We start from the raw sequence: 15,863 nt of genomic DNA on the forward strand, positions 1-15,863 counted from the left end.
CGGATCCCGGGGCTCGTGTTGCGGATCCCAGGGACCGTGGTGCGGTTTCCGGGGACTGCGTCGTGGGTCCCGGGCTCGTGGTGACGTCGGAACACACTGCGTCAGGTGCTGTCGGCACTGAGTCGCAGGTCTCGATTCGGCCACGTCGGGCGCAAAAATGTTCAGCATTGCTCAACATTCGTGCCACCCGATGTCCAACGGGGACGGAGAGACTCCGACGTATGTCCCCTTCCGGAGTATCCCGACGTTCCGTCCTGTCCGCCGCCGCCGTCACCCCCGCGGTCGTCGCGGCGTCCGGTGCCGTCACCACGGCGCCCGCACAGGCCGCCCCGCACGGCGGCCACCCGTCGCCCGACGGCGCGAGGTTCACGTTCGCCGTCCTGCCCGACATCCAGTACCTCATCGACGAGGGTGGTTCGGACCACGAACCGGCACGCGAGAGCCTGCGGTGGGCCGTCAAGGAGCGGCGCAACCGCAACATCGCCTTCCTCGCCCAGCTCGGCGACCTGACCGAACACGGCACCGAGGCCGAGATGCGCATCGCCGACACGGTCTTCCGCACCGGTATCGACGGCCGCCTGCCCTACAGCGTGCTGGCCGGCAACCACGACGTCGGCGGTGACGACCAGCGCGGCGACACGCCGTACCTGCGCACGTTCGGGCCGTCACGATTCGCGAAGTCGGACTCCTACGGCGGCTCGTCCCCCGACGGCTACAACAGCTTCCACACCTTCGACGGCGGCGGCCGCACGTGGCTGGTGCTGGCGCTCGACTGGCGCGTCTCCGACGCGGGAATCCGGTGGGCGCAGGGTGTTCTGGACCGGCACCCGACGTTGCCGACGATCCTGACGACGCACGACATCGTGTGGGCCGACGAATCCGGCGACGCCACGCTGTCCGATCACGGCAGGCACCTGTGGGACGGGCTGATCCGCGGCAACGACCAGATCTTCCTCGCGCTGGGCGGGCACTACTGGCCGTGCGGGCGGACGACGCTCACCAACGACGCGGGCAATCCTGTCCACGTCCACATCACGAACTACCAGGATCGCTACTACGGCGGCGCGGGCATGCTGCGGACGTACGCGTTCGACCTCGCGCGGGGCCGTATCGACGTCGAGACGTTCTCGCCGTGGTTGCTGGGCAAAAAGGACCGCACCCCGTTGGAGGCCGAGACGGTGGAGCTGACCGGTGACGTCGACCGGTTCAGCGTCGACATCCCCTTCACCGAGCGGTTCGCGGGATTCGCCCCGCCCGCGAACCCGCCGTCACGCCCCGCCTCCGAGGTGCTGGTCGCGGGCACGGCGGCGTACTGGCGGTTCGACGACGAGGGATTCGCCGACGCGGGCGAGGACGGCACACCGGTGGCGGGTGGCGCGGTGGCGCGTGACCTGTCCGGCAACGGCAACGACCTCGTCGCGCTGCGCCTCCACGACGGCCCGGCCGACGTGCTGAGGTGGTCGGCCGACCACCACGTCGGCGCTCCGGCCCACGCCAGTGTCCGGTTCGACGGCGGCAAGAACCCGAACCGCGGGGCGGTGCTGCACACCCGTTCGGGCGCGCCGGTCAACACGGCGACGTTCGAACGCGGCTACACCATCGAGACGTTCTTCCGCCTTCCCGAGCCGTTCGAGGGCGACCACGCGTGGATGGGCATCCTCAGCTGGGAGGGCCGCGCGGGCGAGGCGGGCAAGGACGGTGGCTACTCCACCGACGACGCCGTGTGCAGCCTGAACGTCACGAGCGAACGCTTCCTGCAATACGTCGTGTATCCGACGTCGATCAACGACGATCCCACGTGCTGGAGCCACGCCGTCCCGATCGGACGGTGGACGCACGTCGCGATCGTCAACGACGGCGACCACACGGTGGTTTACGTCGACGGGTCGAAGATCACCCGCAACGCGGCGCAGCGGTCGAAGGGCATCTCGACGGTCGGCAAACCGTTCGCGCTGGGCGGAACCCAGTCGGGCGGGCGCTTCGGACAGGGCTTCTACGGCCAGCTGGGCGACACGCGCATCGTCTCGAGGGCCCTGAGCCCGAAGGACTTCATGCTGCCCGGTTGACCGCTGACCATTCGACGACAGCGCATGTGCACGGCCCGCCGGTACGGACCGGCGGGCCATGCGCGGTCCCGGCACGGCACGTCGTAGAGAGTCGGGGCAGCAGCCGGTCCGGACGCAGAACACGCGGGACCGGACGCAGGACACGCGGTTCTGAATGCAGGACACGCGAGGGGCGGTCCGGGCCACACCGCGTTGACTTTCCGCGTCGGGCGGGCCTAGCCTCGAACGGCTCATGCGATGACGGCTGGAAGCCGGTGAGAACCCGGCACGGTCGCGCCACTGTGATCGGGCGTGTGCTCGAGACCGCACACCCCGTAGTCAGACCCACCGCCATCGCCACCGTTCCGACAGGGCCGCGACAAGCCCCAGGAGGTACCGCGATGTCGCAGACGCACGTCGTCTCCGTCCCCCGTTCCACCACCCGGCCGGGTGCCGTGCGCATCCCGCTGCGGGAGATCGTGCCGTGGGCGGTCTTCACCACCGTGCTGGCGCTACTCGTGCTCTTCTTCGTCACCACGGAGGCGGGCGCCGTCTCGCTGGTGTCGGACGGTCTGGTCCACGAGTTCGTCCACGACGGCCGGCACCTGCTGGCCTTCCCCTGCCACTGACAGGGCGGGGGAAACGATGATGAGGACCTTGCTGGTCCGCGGCATGCTCGCGGGTCTCACCGCCGGACTGTTCGCAGCCGTGTTCGCCTTCGTCGTGGGCGAACCTCCGGTCGACACCGCCATCGGGCTCGAGGAAGCAGGCGGCACCGAATCGCACGGCACGGCATCGCACAGCGCCGAATCCCACGCCGAGGCTCCCGGCCACGCGGCACCACCCGACCACACGGGATCATCCGGCCACGAAGCGGAATCCGGCTCCGCACACGGGCACGACCACGGTGACGACGCGCTCGTCGGCCGCGGGGTGCAGAGCACGGTCGGCCTGCTGACCGGTGTGACCGGGTACGCCGTCGCGGTGGGTGGGCTGTTCGCGATCGCGTTCGCCGCGGTGCAAGGCCGGGTGACCACGCTACGGCCCCGCGTGTCGGCGGCACTGCTCGCCGCGGGCGGCTTCGCCGTGGTGGTGCTGGTGCCGTTCCTGAAGTACCCGGCGAATCCGCCCGCGGTGGGCCAGGCCGGGACGATCGAGGACCGCACCGCCCTCTACTTCGGTTTCGTGGCGCTGTCGCTGGTCGCCGCGATGGTGGCGGTCGCCGTCGGCCGGGCGGTCGCCGACCGCGTCGGTGCCGCGAATGGCGGCCTGCTGGGTGTGGGCGCCTACGTGACCGTGATGGCCGTGGCCGGGGCGCTCCTGCCCGCGGTCGACGAGGTGCCGGACGGTTTCCCCGGCTCCCTGCTGTGGGATTTCCGGCTCGCCTCGCTCGGCACGCAGGTCGTGCTGTGGTGCGCGCTCGGACTCGCGTTCGCCGTGCTCGCCGAGAGGGCGATGGGCCCCGACGCGGCGCGGGGGCCCGGGAACGCCCGCGGCCGCGAAGGCCCTGCCGACGACCCGGTCGCGGTGCGTCAGTGACGCCGGATCGCGGCCACGCCGGCGGTGACGGCCAGCGACGCCAGCCCGACGAGCCGCGACAGGCGCACGGACCGTCCCAGGTCGGCGGCTCCGGGCGACGGTCCGTCACCCAGCGTGCCGCGGTTCTCGCTGCGCCCGCCGTAGACGTTGGTTCCGCCCAGCCGCACCCCGAGTGCGCCGGCGAACGCGGCCTCGACGGGGCCTGCGTTGGGACTCGGATGCCGATGGGCGTCGCGGCGCCACGCCCGCAGCGCACCGGACGGCCGCCCGCCGACGCCGGGTGCGGTGACGGCGGCGGCCAGCGCCGACAGCCGCGACGGGACGAGGTTCGCGACGTCGTCGGCCCGCGCCGCCGCCCAGCCGAAGCGTTCGTACCGGGCGGAGCGGTGACCGACCATCGCGTCGAGCGTGTTCAGTGCGCGGTAGCCGAGAAGCCCGGGCAGGCCCGCGAGCCCACCCCACACGAGCGGTGCGACGACCGCGTCCGAGGTGTTCTCGGCGATCGACTCGGTCGCGGCGCGGGCCAGTCCCGTCCCGTCGAGTGCGGTGGCGTCGCGCCCGCACAGGTGGCCGAGCCGGGCACGTGCTCCGGGCAGGTCGCCTGCCTCCAGGTGCCCGGCCATGACGTCGCCCTCGCGGGCCAGTCCGGCCCCGCCGAGCACGGCCCACGTCGCGACGACGGTGGCCGCGAAGCGGGCCGCGGGCCTGCGCCGGGTCACGGCCGACACCGCCACTCCGGCCGCGACCGCGCCGCCCGCGCACACGCCGGTGTACGCCGCGCCGCGCAGCCGGGAGTCGGCCCACATGCGCCGTTCGAGGGCGGCCGCGGCGGTTCCGAACAGCGCGACGGGATGCCCGCGGCGAGGGTCGCCGACGAGGACGTCGGCCGCGTACCCGGCGACGATCCCGGCGGCGGTGACAGCTTGAACACGGACCACAGCGCTCACCCTAACGAGTGGTCCAGAATGCCCTGCATGACGAACGATGCGAAGAGGCGTCTCGCCGAGTTCGCGGCTCGCCGCCTCGAGGCCGCGGCCTCGGCGCTGCGCGGCCGCGGGCAGCCCGCGAACCGGGTCAACGACGTCGACGGTGGCAAGACGCTCGTGCTCGGCGGCGTGCGGTCCGGCAAGTCGCGGTACGCCGAGGACCTCGCGAACCGGTATCCCGCGGTGACCTACGTCGCCGCCGGGATGCCGCCGAGCGACGACGACCCCGAGTGGAGTGCCCGGGTGGCCGCCCACCGCGCGCGCAGGCCGTCGCACTGGACCACGGTCGAGACGGGCGACGTCACGGCCGCCCTGCGCGATGCCGAGTCCCCGGTGCTCATCGACTGCCTCGGCACGTGGTTGACGCGCGTACTCGACGAGTCCGGGGCGTGGGAGCAACGCGACGGCTGGCAGCAACGCGTGGACGAACGGCTCGGTGCGTTCGCCGACGCGTGGCGGCAGGCCGCCGTTCCCGCGATCGCGGTGAGCAACGAGGTCGGCAGCGGCGTCGTGCCCGCGTCGGCGTCGGGCCGCATCTTCCGTGACGTGCTGGGAGCCCTGAACACCGCCGTGGCCACGCATTCCGACGCGGTCCGGCTGATCGTCGCCGGCCGCGTGCTGAACCTGGAATAGGAGAACACCGTGCAGATCCCCCCACTCGACGACCGCGCCCGCGACGAGGCGTTACGGCAGCTCGACGGCCTGGTCAAACCGGTCGGCGCGCTCGGCAGGCTCGAACAGCTGGCCGCGTGGCTGTGCGCCGCACACGGTGAGGTGCCGCCGCGCCCGCTGGACGACGTGCGGGTCGTGGTGTTCGCGGGCGACCACGGGGTCTCGGCGTCGGGGACGGTGTCGGCGTATCCGCGGCATCTGACGGCGGCGATGGTGCGGGTGTTCCTGGCAGGCGAGTCGGGCGTGAACGTGCTGGCCCGGGAGGTCGGCGCCCGGGTGCGGGTGCTCGACCTGGCGGTGGACGATCCGCTCGACGACGTGCCCGACGAGGTGCGGCGGCACAAGGTCCGGCGCGGTTCCGGGTCCATCGACGTCGCCGACGCGCTCGAACCCGGTCAGGCGCGGCGGGCGTTCGACGCGGGCGCCGCGGCCGCCGACGCCGACATCGACGGCGGAGCGGACCTGCTCATCCCCGGTGACATGGGCATCGGCAACACGACGATCGCCTCGGCGCTCGTGGCCGCGGTGCTGGGGCTGCCCGCTGAGGACGTGGTCGGCACGGGCACCGGTGTCGACGACGACGGCCGCGCCCGCAAGGTGGCGGTACTCGAGCGAGCGCTCGCGCGGACGGTCGAGCGCGGGGCCACCGACGACCCGTTCGCGGTGCTGACCTCGCTGGGCAGCGCGTGCGCGGCGGCGACGGCGGGGTTCCTGGTGCGTGCCGCCGAGCGGACCGTGCCGGTGGTGCTGGACGGGGTGTTCCCGTGCGCGGCCGCGGTCGTGGCACGGGAGATCGCGCCGGGTGCCGAGCAGTGGTGGGTCGCCGGACACCGGTCGACCGAACCGGCGCAAGCGTTTGCCCTCAAGGCGCTGGGCCTGGAACCGATCCTCGACCTGGGGTTGCGGCTGGGCGAGGGCAGCGGCGCCGTGCAGGCGGTTCCGGTCCTGCGCAACGCCCGCGCCGTGCTGGCGGGCATGGGACGGCTGGCCGACCTTGGCTGAGCACGACCCCGCCGCGGGCGCGGTTCCGGGAGGCGGCGCCGATTCCGGGCCTGCCGCGGGCGACGGTCTGCGCATGGCGTTCGGCACGCTGACGGCGCTGCCCGTGCCCGCACCGACCGTGATCGACCGCCGCGTCGCGGGCACGGCCATGACGGCGGCCCCGCTCGCGGGACTCGCACTCGCCGCGGGCGCGGGCGTCGTCGTCTGGGCGGGCGGGTTGATCGGCCTGCCCGCGTTCGTCGTGGCGGCGCTGGCGCTCGCGACGGTGGCGCTGGCGACCCGCGGACTGCACCTCGACGGCCTCGCCGACACCGCGGACGGGCTGGGCGCCTCCTACGACCGCGAGCGCGCGCTCGACGTCATGCGCCGCGGCGACGCCGGACCCACGGGCGTCGCCACCCTGGTGCTGACGCTGCTGGTCCAGACCGGCGCGCTGGCGGGCGTGGTCACGGCGGGCGCCGGTGTGCCGGGCATCGTCGTGGCTCTGGTCGCCAGCCGTGTGGTGCTGCCGCTGTGCTGCACGCGGTTCGTACCGTCGGCGAGGCCGGAAGGTCTGGGTGCGACGGTGGCAGGCGCGGTTCCGGTGACGGTCGCCGCGGCGGTCGCGTCGACGGTGACGGCGCTGTCCGTGCTGGCAGGATTCGACCCGGCCGTCGCGTGGTGGCAGGGACCCGTCGCGGTGCTGGCAGGCTGGGCCGCGGCCGGCGCGCTGCTGGTGCGATGCGTGCGACGGCTCGGCGGCGTCACCGGCGACGTCCTCGGCGGCTGCGTGGAGGTCGCCCTCGCCGCGACGCTCGCGATCCTCGCCATCTGACCCCGGCACACCCCGTCGCGTGTCCTGCGCCCGCCCGTCTCCCGGCCACCACCCCTCATCGACGCGCTGCCGCGCGGCTGCGCCTTCGCGCGTGTCCTGCACTCAGGCCGTGCCGGGACGCCGCTAGACGACGTCGAAGTTCGCCATCATCATCATGTCCTCGTGTTCGAGGTTGTGACAGTGGAACACGTAGCGGCCGCGGTATCCGTCGAATCGGACGAGGATCCGCGCGGCTTCCGCGGGCCGCAGATCGACGGTGTCCTTCCAACCGTCGTCGTACGGTCCCGGGCCGCCCGTTCCCCGGCCGAGGACCTGGAACGGTGCGAGGTGCAGGTGCACCGGATGGTGGAAGTCGGCCGTCAGTTCCCAGATCTCCGTGCTGCCGAGCGCCACGGTGGCCTGGACCGAGTCCGGCGAGAACGGTTCGCCGTTCACCACCCACCCGTGTTTCCCGTCGATGCCCTGCGACCGGAACGTCATCCGTCGCGTTCGGACGGCGTCGCTCGCGCGTAACCGCTCGAACGTGGGGCTGAGGACGTCCGGAACATCGCGGCCGTCGGCGACGGCGCGCGTCACGTCGAACCGCATCACCACGGCGGTGGAGCCGTCACCGAGGTCGTTGACCACCCGGACCCGGGTTCCCGTGCGGAGTTCGCGGAAGTCGACGAGCACGTCGAAACGTTCGGCCGGGGCGAGTTCCACGGCGTCGTGGCCGACCGGCCGGGGAAGGAGCCCGTGGTCGGAGCCGATCTGGACGACGGGGAGCTCATCGCCGCCTTCGACCTCGAACCGGAGCCGATACCGCCTGGCGTTCGAGGCGTTGAGCAGTCGCAATCGGTGCAGTGCGGTGTCCACCTCGTGGTACGGCCACGGCCGCCCGTTGACCAGCACGACGTCGCCCAGCACTCCGGCCTCGTAGGGAGGATGGACCCCCGGCGGATGGGTGAGCGTCGGGTCGACGGCCGGGTAGCGGAAGGCACCGCTACCGTCGAACGCGCGATCCATCAACGCAAGAGGGATGTCCCGATCACCGCCCGGCAGATCCAGCGCGTCCTCCTCCTCGTCGCCGACCAGGTGGAACCCGGCGAGGCCTCGCCAGACCGCGGGTGCGGTGAAGTCCATGCGGTGGTCGTGATACCAGAGCGTCGATGCGCGTTGCGGCAGCGGATACTCGTACGTCCTGCGCCGCACGGTCACGTCGCGGTGGTGGGCGTCGTGACCGTCCCATTTCTCGTCCGGGAGGATCAGATCGGTCGGGTAGCCGTCGTGCTCGGGCGGGGTGACCCCGCCGTGCAGGTGGACCGCCGTGGGAACGGGAAGTTCGTTGATGTGCTCGACGATCGCGCGCCTGCCCCGCCGGGAACGGATCGTCGGCCCGGGAAACGTCCCGCCGTAGGTCCAGACCTCTGTGGTGTAGCCGGGGACGATCTCCGTACGCACGGGGTACTGCCGGACGACGTAGTGGTCGGCGTCCGCCGTCGTCGCGGAGGGCTCGAGCACCGGCGGGATCATCAACGGGCTGCCGAACGGCTGAGGCAGGCGGAGCCGGCTCCGCAGTTCGCTGCCGGTGGAGGATCGTCCGCGCCACCCCGCGGCGATCGGCACGCCGAGCACGCCCGCCGCGAGCGCCCCGGCACCGGCCATGACGACGGCCCTGCGGCCGGGTCCCGGCCCACTCACCGGGGCCTCCGTGTCCACGCCGGGGACACCCAGGACGACCAGGCGAGCACCCAGACGGCTCCGATCACCACCACCGCGAGCGGAACGTGCAACCACGTCATTCGCGCCGCGCCGACCGCCGCCTGCACCTGCGAGGCCGCAATCGCGGCGAGCGTCGCGAGGAACGGCGCGACCGAACCGCGCGCCGCCCAGCGCAGCGAACCGGCGGAGAGCAGGGCCAGCACCATCACGACATCGACGGCGGTCGTCCCGGCCTGGTGGATGCCGAGGAATCCGTAGTCGCCGCTCAGGAACTGGCCCGCGGAGACCGCTTGGAACAGGTATCCCACAGCCGCGACGGTCACCGCGATCCGCAGCGCCCAGAGCGACGGAGCGAAGGCGCGTTCGCGCCAACGGCGCAGTTCAGCCATACCCGGAAACTACACTGTTAACACGTTGTCGTCTACGGTGTAGGCATAGGATGTGAACGGAGGACGGTGAGATGATGGAGCGGATGGGACCCCGCCGTTCGACACCGTTGACCCGCGTCGAGATCGCGCACGCAGCGCTCGAACTGATCGACGCCGACGGCCCGGACGGCTTCTCGATGCGCAAGCTCGGCGCCCGGCTGGGTGTCGACGCGATGGCGATATACCGGCGATTCGACGATCGGGACGAGCTGTTCGACGAGATCGCGGCGGAGATGTTCCGCGGGGTCGACGTGGCCGGTCTGCCGTGGGACCGACCCTGGACCGAGCTGTTGGTCGCCTACGGCACGGCCTTACGCGCCGCGCTGCTGCGGCATCCGAACGCGTTGCCGGTCTACGCACGACGGCCGGTCCGGTCGCAGGACGCCGTCGAATGGGCGGTGCGTGCGCTGCTGAAGATGTCCGACGACGGCGTACCGAGTCCGACAGCCCTACAGATCGCGCGGTGCGTCAACGAGTACGTGATCGGGCACGCGATGGCGATGAGTTCTCATGAGAGCCAGGCCGCCCGCAGTCGTCGCCCGAAGGAGGGCGAAGCCGGCTTCAACGTGCTCGCGGCGGCCGCAGCGGCCAACGAACCCGGCAGCCACTTCGACCCGGGACTCCGGGCACTCGTCGACGGGCTGCACCGGACGGCGCTCCATCGGGAAACCGAATGAGTATCACCGTGCCCGCGGGGCTGGGCGGAATCGGTTTCGTCCTGACAGCGCTCGTCGTCAACGTGCTCTACCTCCGCGGGGGCCTTCCGCTACCGGGCTCCGGCGGTCGGGAGGAGGCCGCCGCCCGGTTCGCCGCGGCGGGGTCGGCGCTGCGGCGACCGTCCGTGCTCGCGCCGGCCTCGTGGCTGCTGCTCACCGTGTTCGCCGCCGGCCTGCTGTCGACGCTCCGGCACGGCGACGCGGGAGCCTGGGCTCTCGTCGGATTCGCCGGGGTGTTGATGCAGAACGTGACCTTCACGGTCGTGGAAGCGCTGCGGTTCGGCATCGCCTCGGCCGCGGCACACGATCGCGCCTCGACGGCGGGCCTGTGGAGCCTGACCACCGTGCTGTTCGGCTTCAACCAGCTGTTCCTGGCCACAGCGCTGGTGGGCTTCACCGTCGCCGGGACGGAACTCGGCGTCGTCGCGGAATGGCACGCGGTCCTCGGTCACGTCAGCGCCGGGTTGCTGTTCCTCTCGGCGTCGGCCGCGCCGTACACCGCCGACGGTCCCGGCCGACTCGGCCCGCTGGGTCTCGTCGGCTGGCTGGGCTGGCTCGCGTGGATCGTCGCCTGCAGCGTCGGCCTGCTCGCACGGTAGATCCGCCGCGGTCACGCCGACCGCACGGATCCCGAGCGCAGAACACGCCCGAGGGCACGGTCACGCGGCAGCGCGGTGTTGGAGATGGTCGCCGGCCGCCGTACGGACGCAGGACACGCTGCTACAGGAGGGTCGCCAGGGCGTCGAGGAAACCGTCCATGTCGGAGCGCACGGCGATGCGCAGCCAGTCCGGGCCGAGTCCGGGGAACGTGTCCGCACGCCGCACGGCGTAGCCCGCCTCACGCAGCGCCAGGCGGATCTTCTCCCCGCCCGGAACCCGTACGAGCACGAACGGCGCCCGCGGTGTGCCTGCCACCTCGACGCCGAGCTCCCGCAACCGCGACACCAGCCGGTGCCGGTCGGCCTCGGCCTCCCGGGCCAGCGCCTCCGCCTCGGCCACGGCGTCCGGCCTGCTGCAGGCCGTCATCGCCACGGCCGCCGGGGTCGACACCGACCACGGCGGCTGCAGCCCGCGCAGCCTGTCGACGATCGCGGGCTCGGCCAGCACGTAGCCCGCGCGTAACCCGGCGATGCCCCACGTCTTCGTCAGACTGCGCACGACGGCGACACCCGGGATCCGTTCCGGTGCGAGACTTTCCGGCTCACCCGGCACCGCGTCGAGGAACGCCTCGTCGACGACGACGAGCCTGCCGGGCCGCGCCAGCGCCCGGATCGCCGACGCCGGGTGCAGCACCGACGTCGGGTTGGTCGGGTTGCCCACGAACACCAGATCGGCGTCGGCGGGCACCAGGTCGGTCTCCAGCGCGAACCCGCCGGACTCGGGCAACTCCACGCGGATCACGTCGTGGCCCGCGGCCAACAGCGCCGCCTCGGGTTCGGTGAACTGCGGATGCACCACGGCCGGCCTGCATACGGGCCACGCCCGCGCCAGCAGCGTGAACGCCTCCGCGCCGCCCGCGGTCGGCAGCACGTCGTCGGGGCTCCGGCCGTGCCGCGCCGCGATCGCCTCCGTCGCCCCGCCGACGTCCGGATAGGCGGCCACGGCCGACAGACTGTCGCGCAGTTCGGCCAACAACCACTCCGGCGGCTGCGCCACCCGGACGTTCACCGCGAGGTCGACGAGACCGTCACCGACCTCCCGGTCGCCGTGATGCCACAGGTCGACGTCGTGGGCCGGTCGGCCGTCGCCGCCCGCGTCGCCCTCCGCGCCGGTCATCGGGCCGGTCATCGGGCCGGTCATCGGGCCGCCCTCCGGTGCACCGCCTCGGCGAACGTCCGTGCCGGCTCGGGGTATCCCGCCCAGTGGACGTGCAGGTAGGACGCGTGCAGCGTCGGGCTCGCGAATCCCTCGGGCTCGCCGTTCCACCGCCACGCGGCCGTCGCGCCCGCGCGCGGTTCGACGACGGTGCGGTGGAACTCGTGCCCGCGGGCCGAATCACCCTCGGCGGCGAGCAGGTTGTCGGACGCCGCGGTCGCCGTCCGGTAACCGAGCGCGCCCCGCCGAGTCATGTGGGCCGCGGCGTCGAGCGCGCCGACCATCGGCAGCCCGTCCAGCTCCCGGCACAGGTACAGCAGTCCCGCGCATTCGGCGACCGCGGGCATGCCGCCGGCCACGGCGTCGCCGATCGCGGTGCGCAGCGGCTCGTTCGCCGACAACTGTTCGAGGTGCGCCTCGGGGAACCCGCCGCCGAAGTACATGCCGGCACATTCCGGCGGCAACGCCTCGTCCCGCAGCGGGTCGAAGTCCACGACGTCCACGCCGTGGGCCGCGAGCAGCTCGACGGTCTCGGTGTAGCGGAACGTGAACGCCTCACCGGCCGCGGCGGCCACCACGGCGCGGGGCCCACTGTCGACCTCACCGGGTGACCACGGTTCGGCGGTCAGCGGGCGCGCCCCGCGCGCGACGCGCACCACGGCGTCGAGGTCGACCCCGCCCGCGATCCAGTCGGCCAGCGTGGGCAGCAGTTCCCGCGCGTCGGCCTCCCGCTCGCCTGCGGGCACGAGTCCGAGGTGCCTGCTCGGCGCGTGGATGTCGTCACTACGACGGAGCGCACCCAGCACGGGAATGCCCGTCGGGGCGAGGGCACCGCGGATCTCGTCCTCGTGCCGCTGCGAACCCAGCTTGTTGAGGATCACGCCGGCGAGCTCGATGTCCGGGTCGTACCGCGCGAATCCCAGCACCAGCGCCGCGACGCTCCGGCTGGCCGCACTGGCGTCGACGACCAGCACCACCGGCGCATCGATCAGCCGAGCCACGTGCGCCGTCGAGGCGTAGCCGTCGGTGCCGAGCGCTCCGTCGAACAGGCCCATCACGCCTTCGACCACCGCGACGTCGGCACCGCTCGACCCGTGCTGCAACAACGGCACGACCCGGTGTTCGCCCTGCAGGAACGGGTCCAGGTTGCGCGCGGGCCTGCCGGTGGCCATCGCGTGGTAACTCGGGTCGATGAAATCCGGGCCGACCTTGTGTCCCGACACCGCCGTGCCGCGGGACCGGAGCGCGGCCATCAGTCCGGTCGCGACGGTCGTCTTCCCGTGCCCGGACCCGGGCGCGGCGACGACGACGCGCGCTACCACTCGATGCCCCGCTGGCCCTTTTGTCCCGCATCCATCGGGTGGGTGACCTTCGACATCTCGGCGACCAGATCGGCGGAGTCCAGCAGCGCCTGCGGAGCGTTGCGGCCGGTGATCACCACGTGCTGCCTGCCGGGACGGTTGCGCAGCGTCTCCACCACGTCGTCCACGTCGACCCAGCCCCAGTGCAGCGGGTAGGTGAACTCGTCGAGCACGTAGAAGTCGTGCGTCTGTTCACCGAGCCTGCGCTTGATCTCCGCCCAGCCCTCACGGGCATTCTCCGCGTGATCCTCGTCGGTGCCCTTCTTGCGGGACCAGCTCCAGCCCTCGCCCATCTTGTGCCACTCGACGGGTCCACCCTGGCCGGTCTCGCCGAGCGTGCGCAGCGCGTTCTCCTCGCCCACACGCCACTTGGCGGACTTGACGAACTGGAACACGCCGATGCTCCAGCCCTGGTTCCACGCCCGCAGCGCCATGCCGAACGCCGCCGTCGACTTGCCCTTCATCGGCCCCGTGTGGACGGCCACGATCGGGCGGTTGCGCCGCTGCCGCGTGGTCAGTCCGTCGTCCGGCACCACGGCCGGCTTCCCCTGCGGCATCAGGCCGCCCTCCGTTTCACCTCGTCGGTCAGCTTCTCCGCCGCCACGTCCCCGACGGCCACGTGCTCGCCACCGAGCCTGCCCGCCAGGGTCTTGGCCAGGCCGAGCCGCATCCGACCGGTCTCGCAGTCCATGACCACAGTGGACACTCCGGTGCGCGCCAGGCCGTCCGCTGCGGTGTGCGCCCGCTGCAGCGCCTCCGGGCCACTGGTGGCGCGGCCGTCGGTCACGACCACCAGCAACGGCCTGCGGTCGCCGTCGCGCAAGGCCTCGACCCGCAGCACCTCGGCGGCGCGCGTCAGGCCCTCGGCGAGCGGCGTGCGCCCACCGGTCGGCAACTCCTCCAGCCGGGCGGCCGCGACGTCGACGCTGCCCGTCGGCGGCAACGCCACCTCCGCTTCGGAAGCACGGAACGTGACCAGTCCGACCTTGTCCCTGCGCTGGTATGCATCCAGCAGCAGCGACAGCACGGCTGTCTTCACCTCGCGGATCCGCGCTTTCGACCCCATCGAGCCGGACGCGTCGACGCACAGCAGGACGAGGTTGCCCTCCTTGCCTTCCCGCCGGGCGAAGCGCAGATCCCGGGGCAGCACGACCGGCCCGGCTCCGTCGGCGCGCGGGCCGCGCTGCGGCCGGCGCCGGGCCGCCGCACGCAGGGTGGCGACGAGGTGCGGCGATCCGCTCCGGGTGCCGTCCGGCCGGACGCCGACGATCCGGCCGCGCTGCCCCTCGGACCGGGAACGCCTGCCGTCCGCACCGGAACCGGCGCCGTCGACGGTGAACAACTTCGCGCGGTACGGCGTGTCCGTGCCCGCGCGCTGCTCGGTGCGCGGCGCGGCGCCGTCACCGTCCTCGCTCCCCGAGTCCGCATCGCCGTGTTGCGTTCTCGGGGGCTCGTGTTGCGGATTCGGGGGCTCGTGTTGCGGATCCTCGTCGGGCGCTCCCCCGCCGGGGCCGCCGTCCGGGCCGTCACCGGGTCCGTCGTCGGGCCCCTCCGGGCCGCCCTCGCCGCCGTCGTCCGGGCCGTCGCCGTCGGGGTCGTCGTCAGGGTCTTCCCCCGGAGGCTGGGCGTCCTGCAATGCCTGCTCCAGCTGTTCGGAGTCGATGCCCGGGGCGTCGAACGGGTTGCGCCTGCGCCGGTGCGGCAGCGCCAGCCTCGCCGCCACCCGGATGTCCTCTGTGGACACGGCCGTGCGGCCGCACCAGGCCGCGTGCGCCACGGCGGTGCGTGCCGTGACGATGTCGGCCCGCATCCCGTCGACCTCGAACGCCGCGCACACCTCGGCGATCTGCAACAGTGCCTCGTCGGTCAGCTCCACCGACGGCAACAGTGTCCGCGCCTTGGCGATCTCGGTGGCCAGAGCGGCGTCGTCGGCGGCGTAGCCCTCGGCGAACGCGTCCGGATCCGCTTCGTACGCGAGCCGCCGTCGCACCACCTCGACCCGCTCGGCGGCATCGCGGCTGGACGAGACCTCGACGGTCAGCCCGAACCGGTCGAGCAGCTGCGGCCGCAGTTCCCCTTCCTCGGGGTTCATCGTTCCGATGAGCACGAACCGGGCGGCGTGCGAGACCGACGCACCTTCCCGCTCGACCGTCACCCGGCCCATCGCCGCCGCGTCGAGCAGCGTGTCGACCAGGTGGTCGTGCAGGAGGTTGACCTCGTCGACGTAGAGCATGCCGCGGTGCGCACCGGCGAGCAGACCGGGCTGAAAGTCGGTGACCCCGTCGCGCAGCGCACGTTCCAGGTCGAGCGAGCCGACGACGCGTTCCTCGGCGGCACCGACGGGCAGTTCCACGAGCCGCGCGGGCCGCCGGGACGACGTGACCGTCCGGTGTGGACCATCGGGGCACGACGGGTCGGGCGCCTCCGGGTCGCACGCGAACCGGCAGCCGTCGACGACGTCCACATCGGGCAGCAGCCCCGCGAGGGCGCGCACCATGGTGGATTTCGCCGTGCCCTTCTCCCCGCGTACCAGCACGCCGCCGATCGACGGTGAGATGGTGCACAACAGGAGCGCCAGGCGCAGTTCGGCCATTCCGACGACTGCCGTGAACGGGTACGGCCGCATGCAGACTCCCTTGCTCGACGGCGGGTTTCCACGCCCACCGGGTTTCACACCACGCAAGCATTCCCGCGGCCACCGAAGCTCTGACTTCCCGGCCCGCAGGCCGGTCACAGTGGCGGGACCGTCCCGGATTCGCACCGGGTTCCACGGCGACCGCGTCC

At 72.8% G+C, this 15,863-nt stretch carries 15 protein-coding genes and 1 riboswitch; of the genes, 8 read left to right on the top strand and 7 right to left on the bottom strand.

Annotated features, from left to right (window positions below; all coding sequences use genetic code 11):
- Positions 1-221: 221 nt before the first annotated feature.
- From LY13_RS16050 to LY13_RS16060, 3 genes are all read left to right on the top strand, one after another.
- Positions 222-2,066, top strand: a complete 1,845-nt coding sequence (locus tag LY13_RS16050; RefSeq protein ID WP_253829262.1) for a LamG-like jellyroll fold domain-containing protein — start codon at positions 222-224, stop codon at positions 2,064-2,066.
- 380 nt (positions 2,067-2,446) lie between these two features.
- On the top strand, positions 2,447-2,674 hold the full coding sequence (locus tag LY13_RS16055) for a CbtB domain-containing protein (protein ID WP_253829263.1): 228 nt from the start codon (positions 2,447-2,449) through the stop codon (positions 2,672-2,674).
- A gap of 16 nt (positions 2,675-2,690) precedes the next feature.
- The gene (locus tag LY13_RS16060) at positions 2,691-3,584 is read left to right on the top strand and encodes a CbtA family protein (protein WP_253829264.1); all 894 of its coding nucleotides are present in this window, start codon (positions 2,691-2,693) and stop codon (positions 3,582-3,584) included.
- Here LY13_RS16060 and LY13_RS16065 read toward each other — a convergent pair.
- Positions 3,578-4,522 (bottom strand): cobalamin biosynthesis protein, encoded by a 945-nt coding sequence (locus LY13_RS16065; RefSeq protein WP_253829265.1) that lies wholly within the window; start codon positions 4,520-4,522, stop codon positions 3,578-3,580. The two genes, LY13_RS16060 and LY13_RS16065, sit on opposite strands and share 7 nt — an antisense overlap.
- Positions 4,523-4,558: 36 nt before the next feature.
- Between LY13_RS16065 and LY13_RS16070 the strand changes: the two genes are divergently transcribed.
- The 3 genes from LY13_RS16070 (at position 4,559) to LY13_RS16080 (ending at position 7,058) form a co-directional block, all read left to right on the top strand.
- A complete protein-coding gene (locus LY13_RS16070; RefSeq protein ID WP_253829266.1) occupies positions 4,559-5,203 on the top strand; it encodes a bifunctional adenosylcobinamide kinase/adenosylcobinamide-phosphate guanylyltransferase in 645 nt (214 codons plus the stop codon).
- A 9-nt stretch (positions 5,204-5,212) separates the two neighbouring features.
- Positions 5,213-6,244, top strand: coding sequence for a nicotinate-nucleotide--dimethylbenzimidazole phosphoribosyltransferase (gene cobT / locus LY13_RS16075; protein ID WP_253829267.1), 1,032 nt, complete (start codon positions 5,213-5,215; stop codon positions 6,242-6,244).
- Between the two features lie 73 nt (positions 6,245-6,317).
- Positions 6,318-7,058 (top strand): adenosylcobinamide-GDP ribazoletransferase, encoded by a 741-nt coding sequence (locus LY13_RS16080; protein WP_253829298.1) that lies wholly within the window; start codon positions 6,318-6,320, stop codon positions 7,056-7,058.
- Between the two features lie 123 nt (positions 7,059-7,181).
- Here LY13_RS16080 and LY13_RS16085 read toward each other — a convergent pair whose 3' ends face one another.
- Positions 7,182-8,738, bottom strand: coding sequence for a multicopper oxidase family protein (locus LY13_RS16085; RefSeq protein WP_308216349.1), 1,557 nt, complete (start codon positions 8,736-8,738; stop codon positions 7,182-7,184).
- The gene (locus LY13_RS16090) at positions 8,735-9,148 is read right to left on the bottom strand and encodes a hypothetical protein (protein ID WP_253829268.1); all 414 of its coding nucleotides are present in this window, start codon (positions 9,146-9,148) and stop codon (positions 8,735-8,737) included. Before LY13_RS16090 ends, LY13_RS16085 begins: the two co-directional genes overlap by 4 nt.
- A gap of 83 nt (positions 9,149-9,231) precedes the next feature.
- Between LY13_RS16090 and LY13_RS16095 the strand changes: the two genes are divergently transcribed.
- A complete protein-coding gene (locus tag LY13_RS16095) occupies positions 9,232-9,864 on the top strand; it encodes a TetR/AcrR family transcriptional regulator (RefSeq protein WP_253829269.1) in 633 nt (210 codons plus the stop codon).
- Positions 9,861-10,502, top strand: coding sequence for a hypothetical protein (locus tag LY13_RS16100; protein ID WP_253829270.1), 642 nt, complete (start codon positions 9,861-9,863; stop codon positions 10,500-10,502). Before LY13_RS16095 ends, LY13_RS16100 begins: the two co-directional genes overlap by 4 nt.
- Positions 10,503-10,623: 121 nt before the next feature.
- On the opposite strand, the gene cobC is transcribed toward LY13_RS16100, so the two are convergent.
- The 4 genes from cobC to LY13_RS16120 are packed head-to-tail and all read right to left on the bottom strand — an operon-like array spanning position 10,624 to position 15,705.
- Positions 10,624-11,679, bottom strand: coding sequence for an Rv2231c family histidinol phosphate aminotransferase CobC (cobC, locus tag LY13_RS16105; protein ID WP_253829300.1), 1,056 nt, complete (start codon positions 11,677-11,679; stop codon positions 10,624-10,626).
- Between the two features lie 20 nt (positions 11,680-11,699).
- Complete coding sequence (locus LY13_RS16110) at positions 11,700-13,040, bottom strand: cobyrinic acid a,c-diamide synthase CobB (protein WP_253829271.1); 1,341 nt, start codon at positions 13,038-13,040, stop codon at positions 11,700-11,702.
- Positions 13,034-13,636 (bottom strand): cob(I)yrinic acid a,c-diamide adenosyltransferase, encoded by a 603-nt coding sequence (cobO, locus tag LY13_RS16115; protein WP_253829272.1) that lies wholly within the window; start codon positions 13,634-13,636, stop codon positions 13,034-13,036. The genes LY13_RS16110 and cobO overlap by 7 nt, the downstream gene beginning before the upstream one ends.
- A complete protein-coding gene (locus LY13_RS16120) occupies positions 13,636-15,705 on the bottom strand; it encodes a putative cobaltochelatase (protein WP_253829273.1) in 2,070 nt (689 codons plus the stop codon). Before LY13_RS16120 ends, cobO begins: the two co-directional genes overlap by 1 nt.
- A gap of 64 nt (positions 15,706-15,769) precedes the next feature.
- A riboswitch (adenosylcobalamin (AdoCbl) riboswitch) is annotated at positions 15,770-15,860 on the bottom strand.
- Between the last annotated feature and the right edge of the window lie 3 nt (positions 15,861-15,863).

It is taken from the genome of Prauserella aidingensis (genome assembly GCF_024171865.1).
Classification (GTDB): domain Bacteria; phylum Actinomycetota; class Actinomycetes; order Mycobacteriales; family Pseudonocardiaceae; genus Prauserella; species Prauserella aidingensis.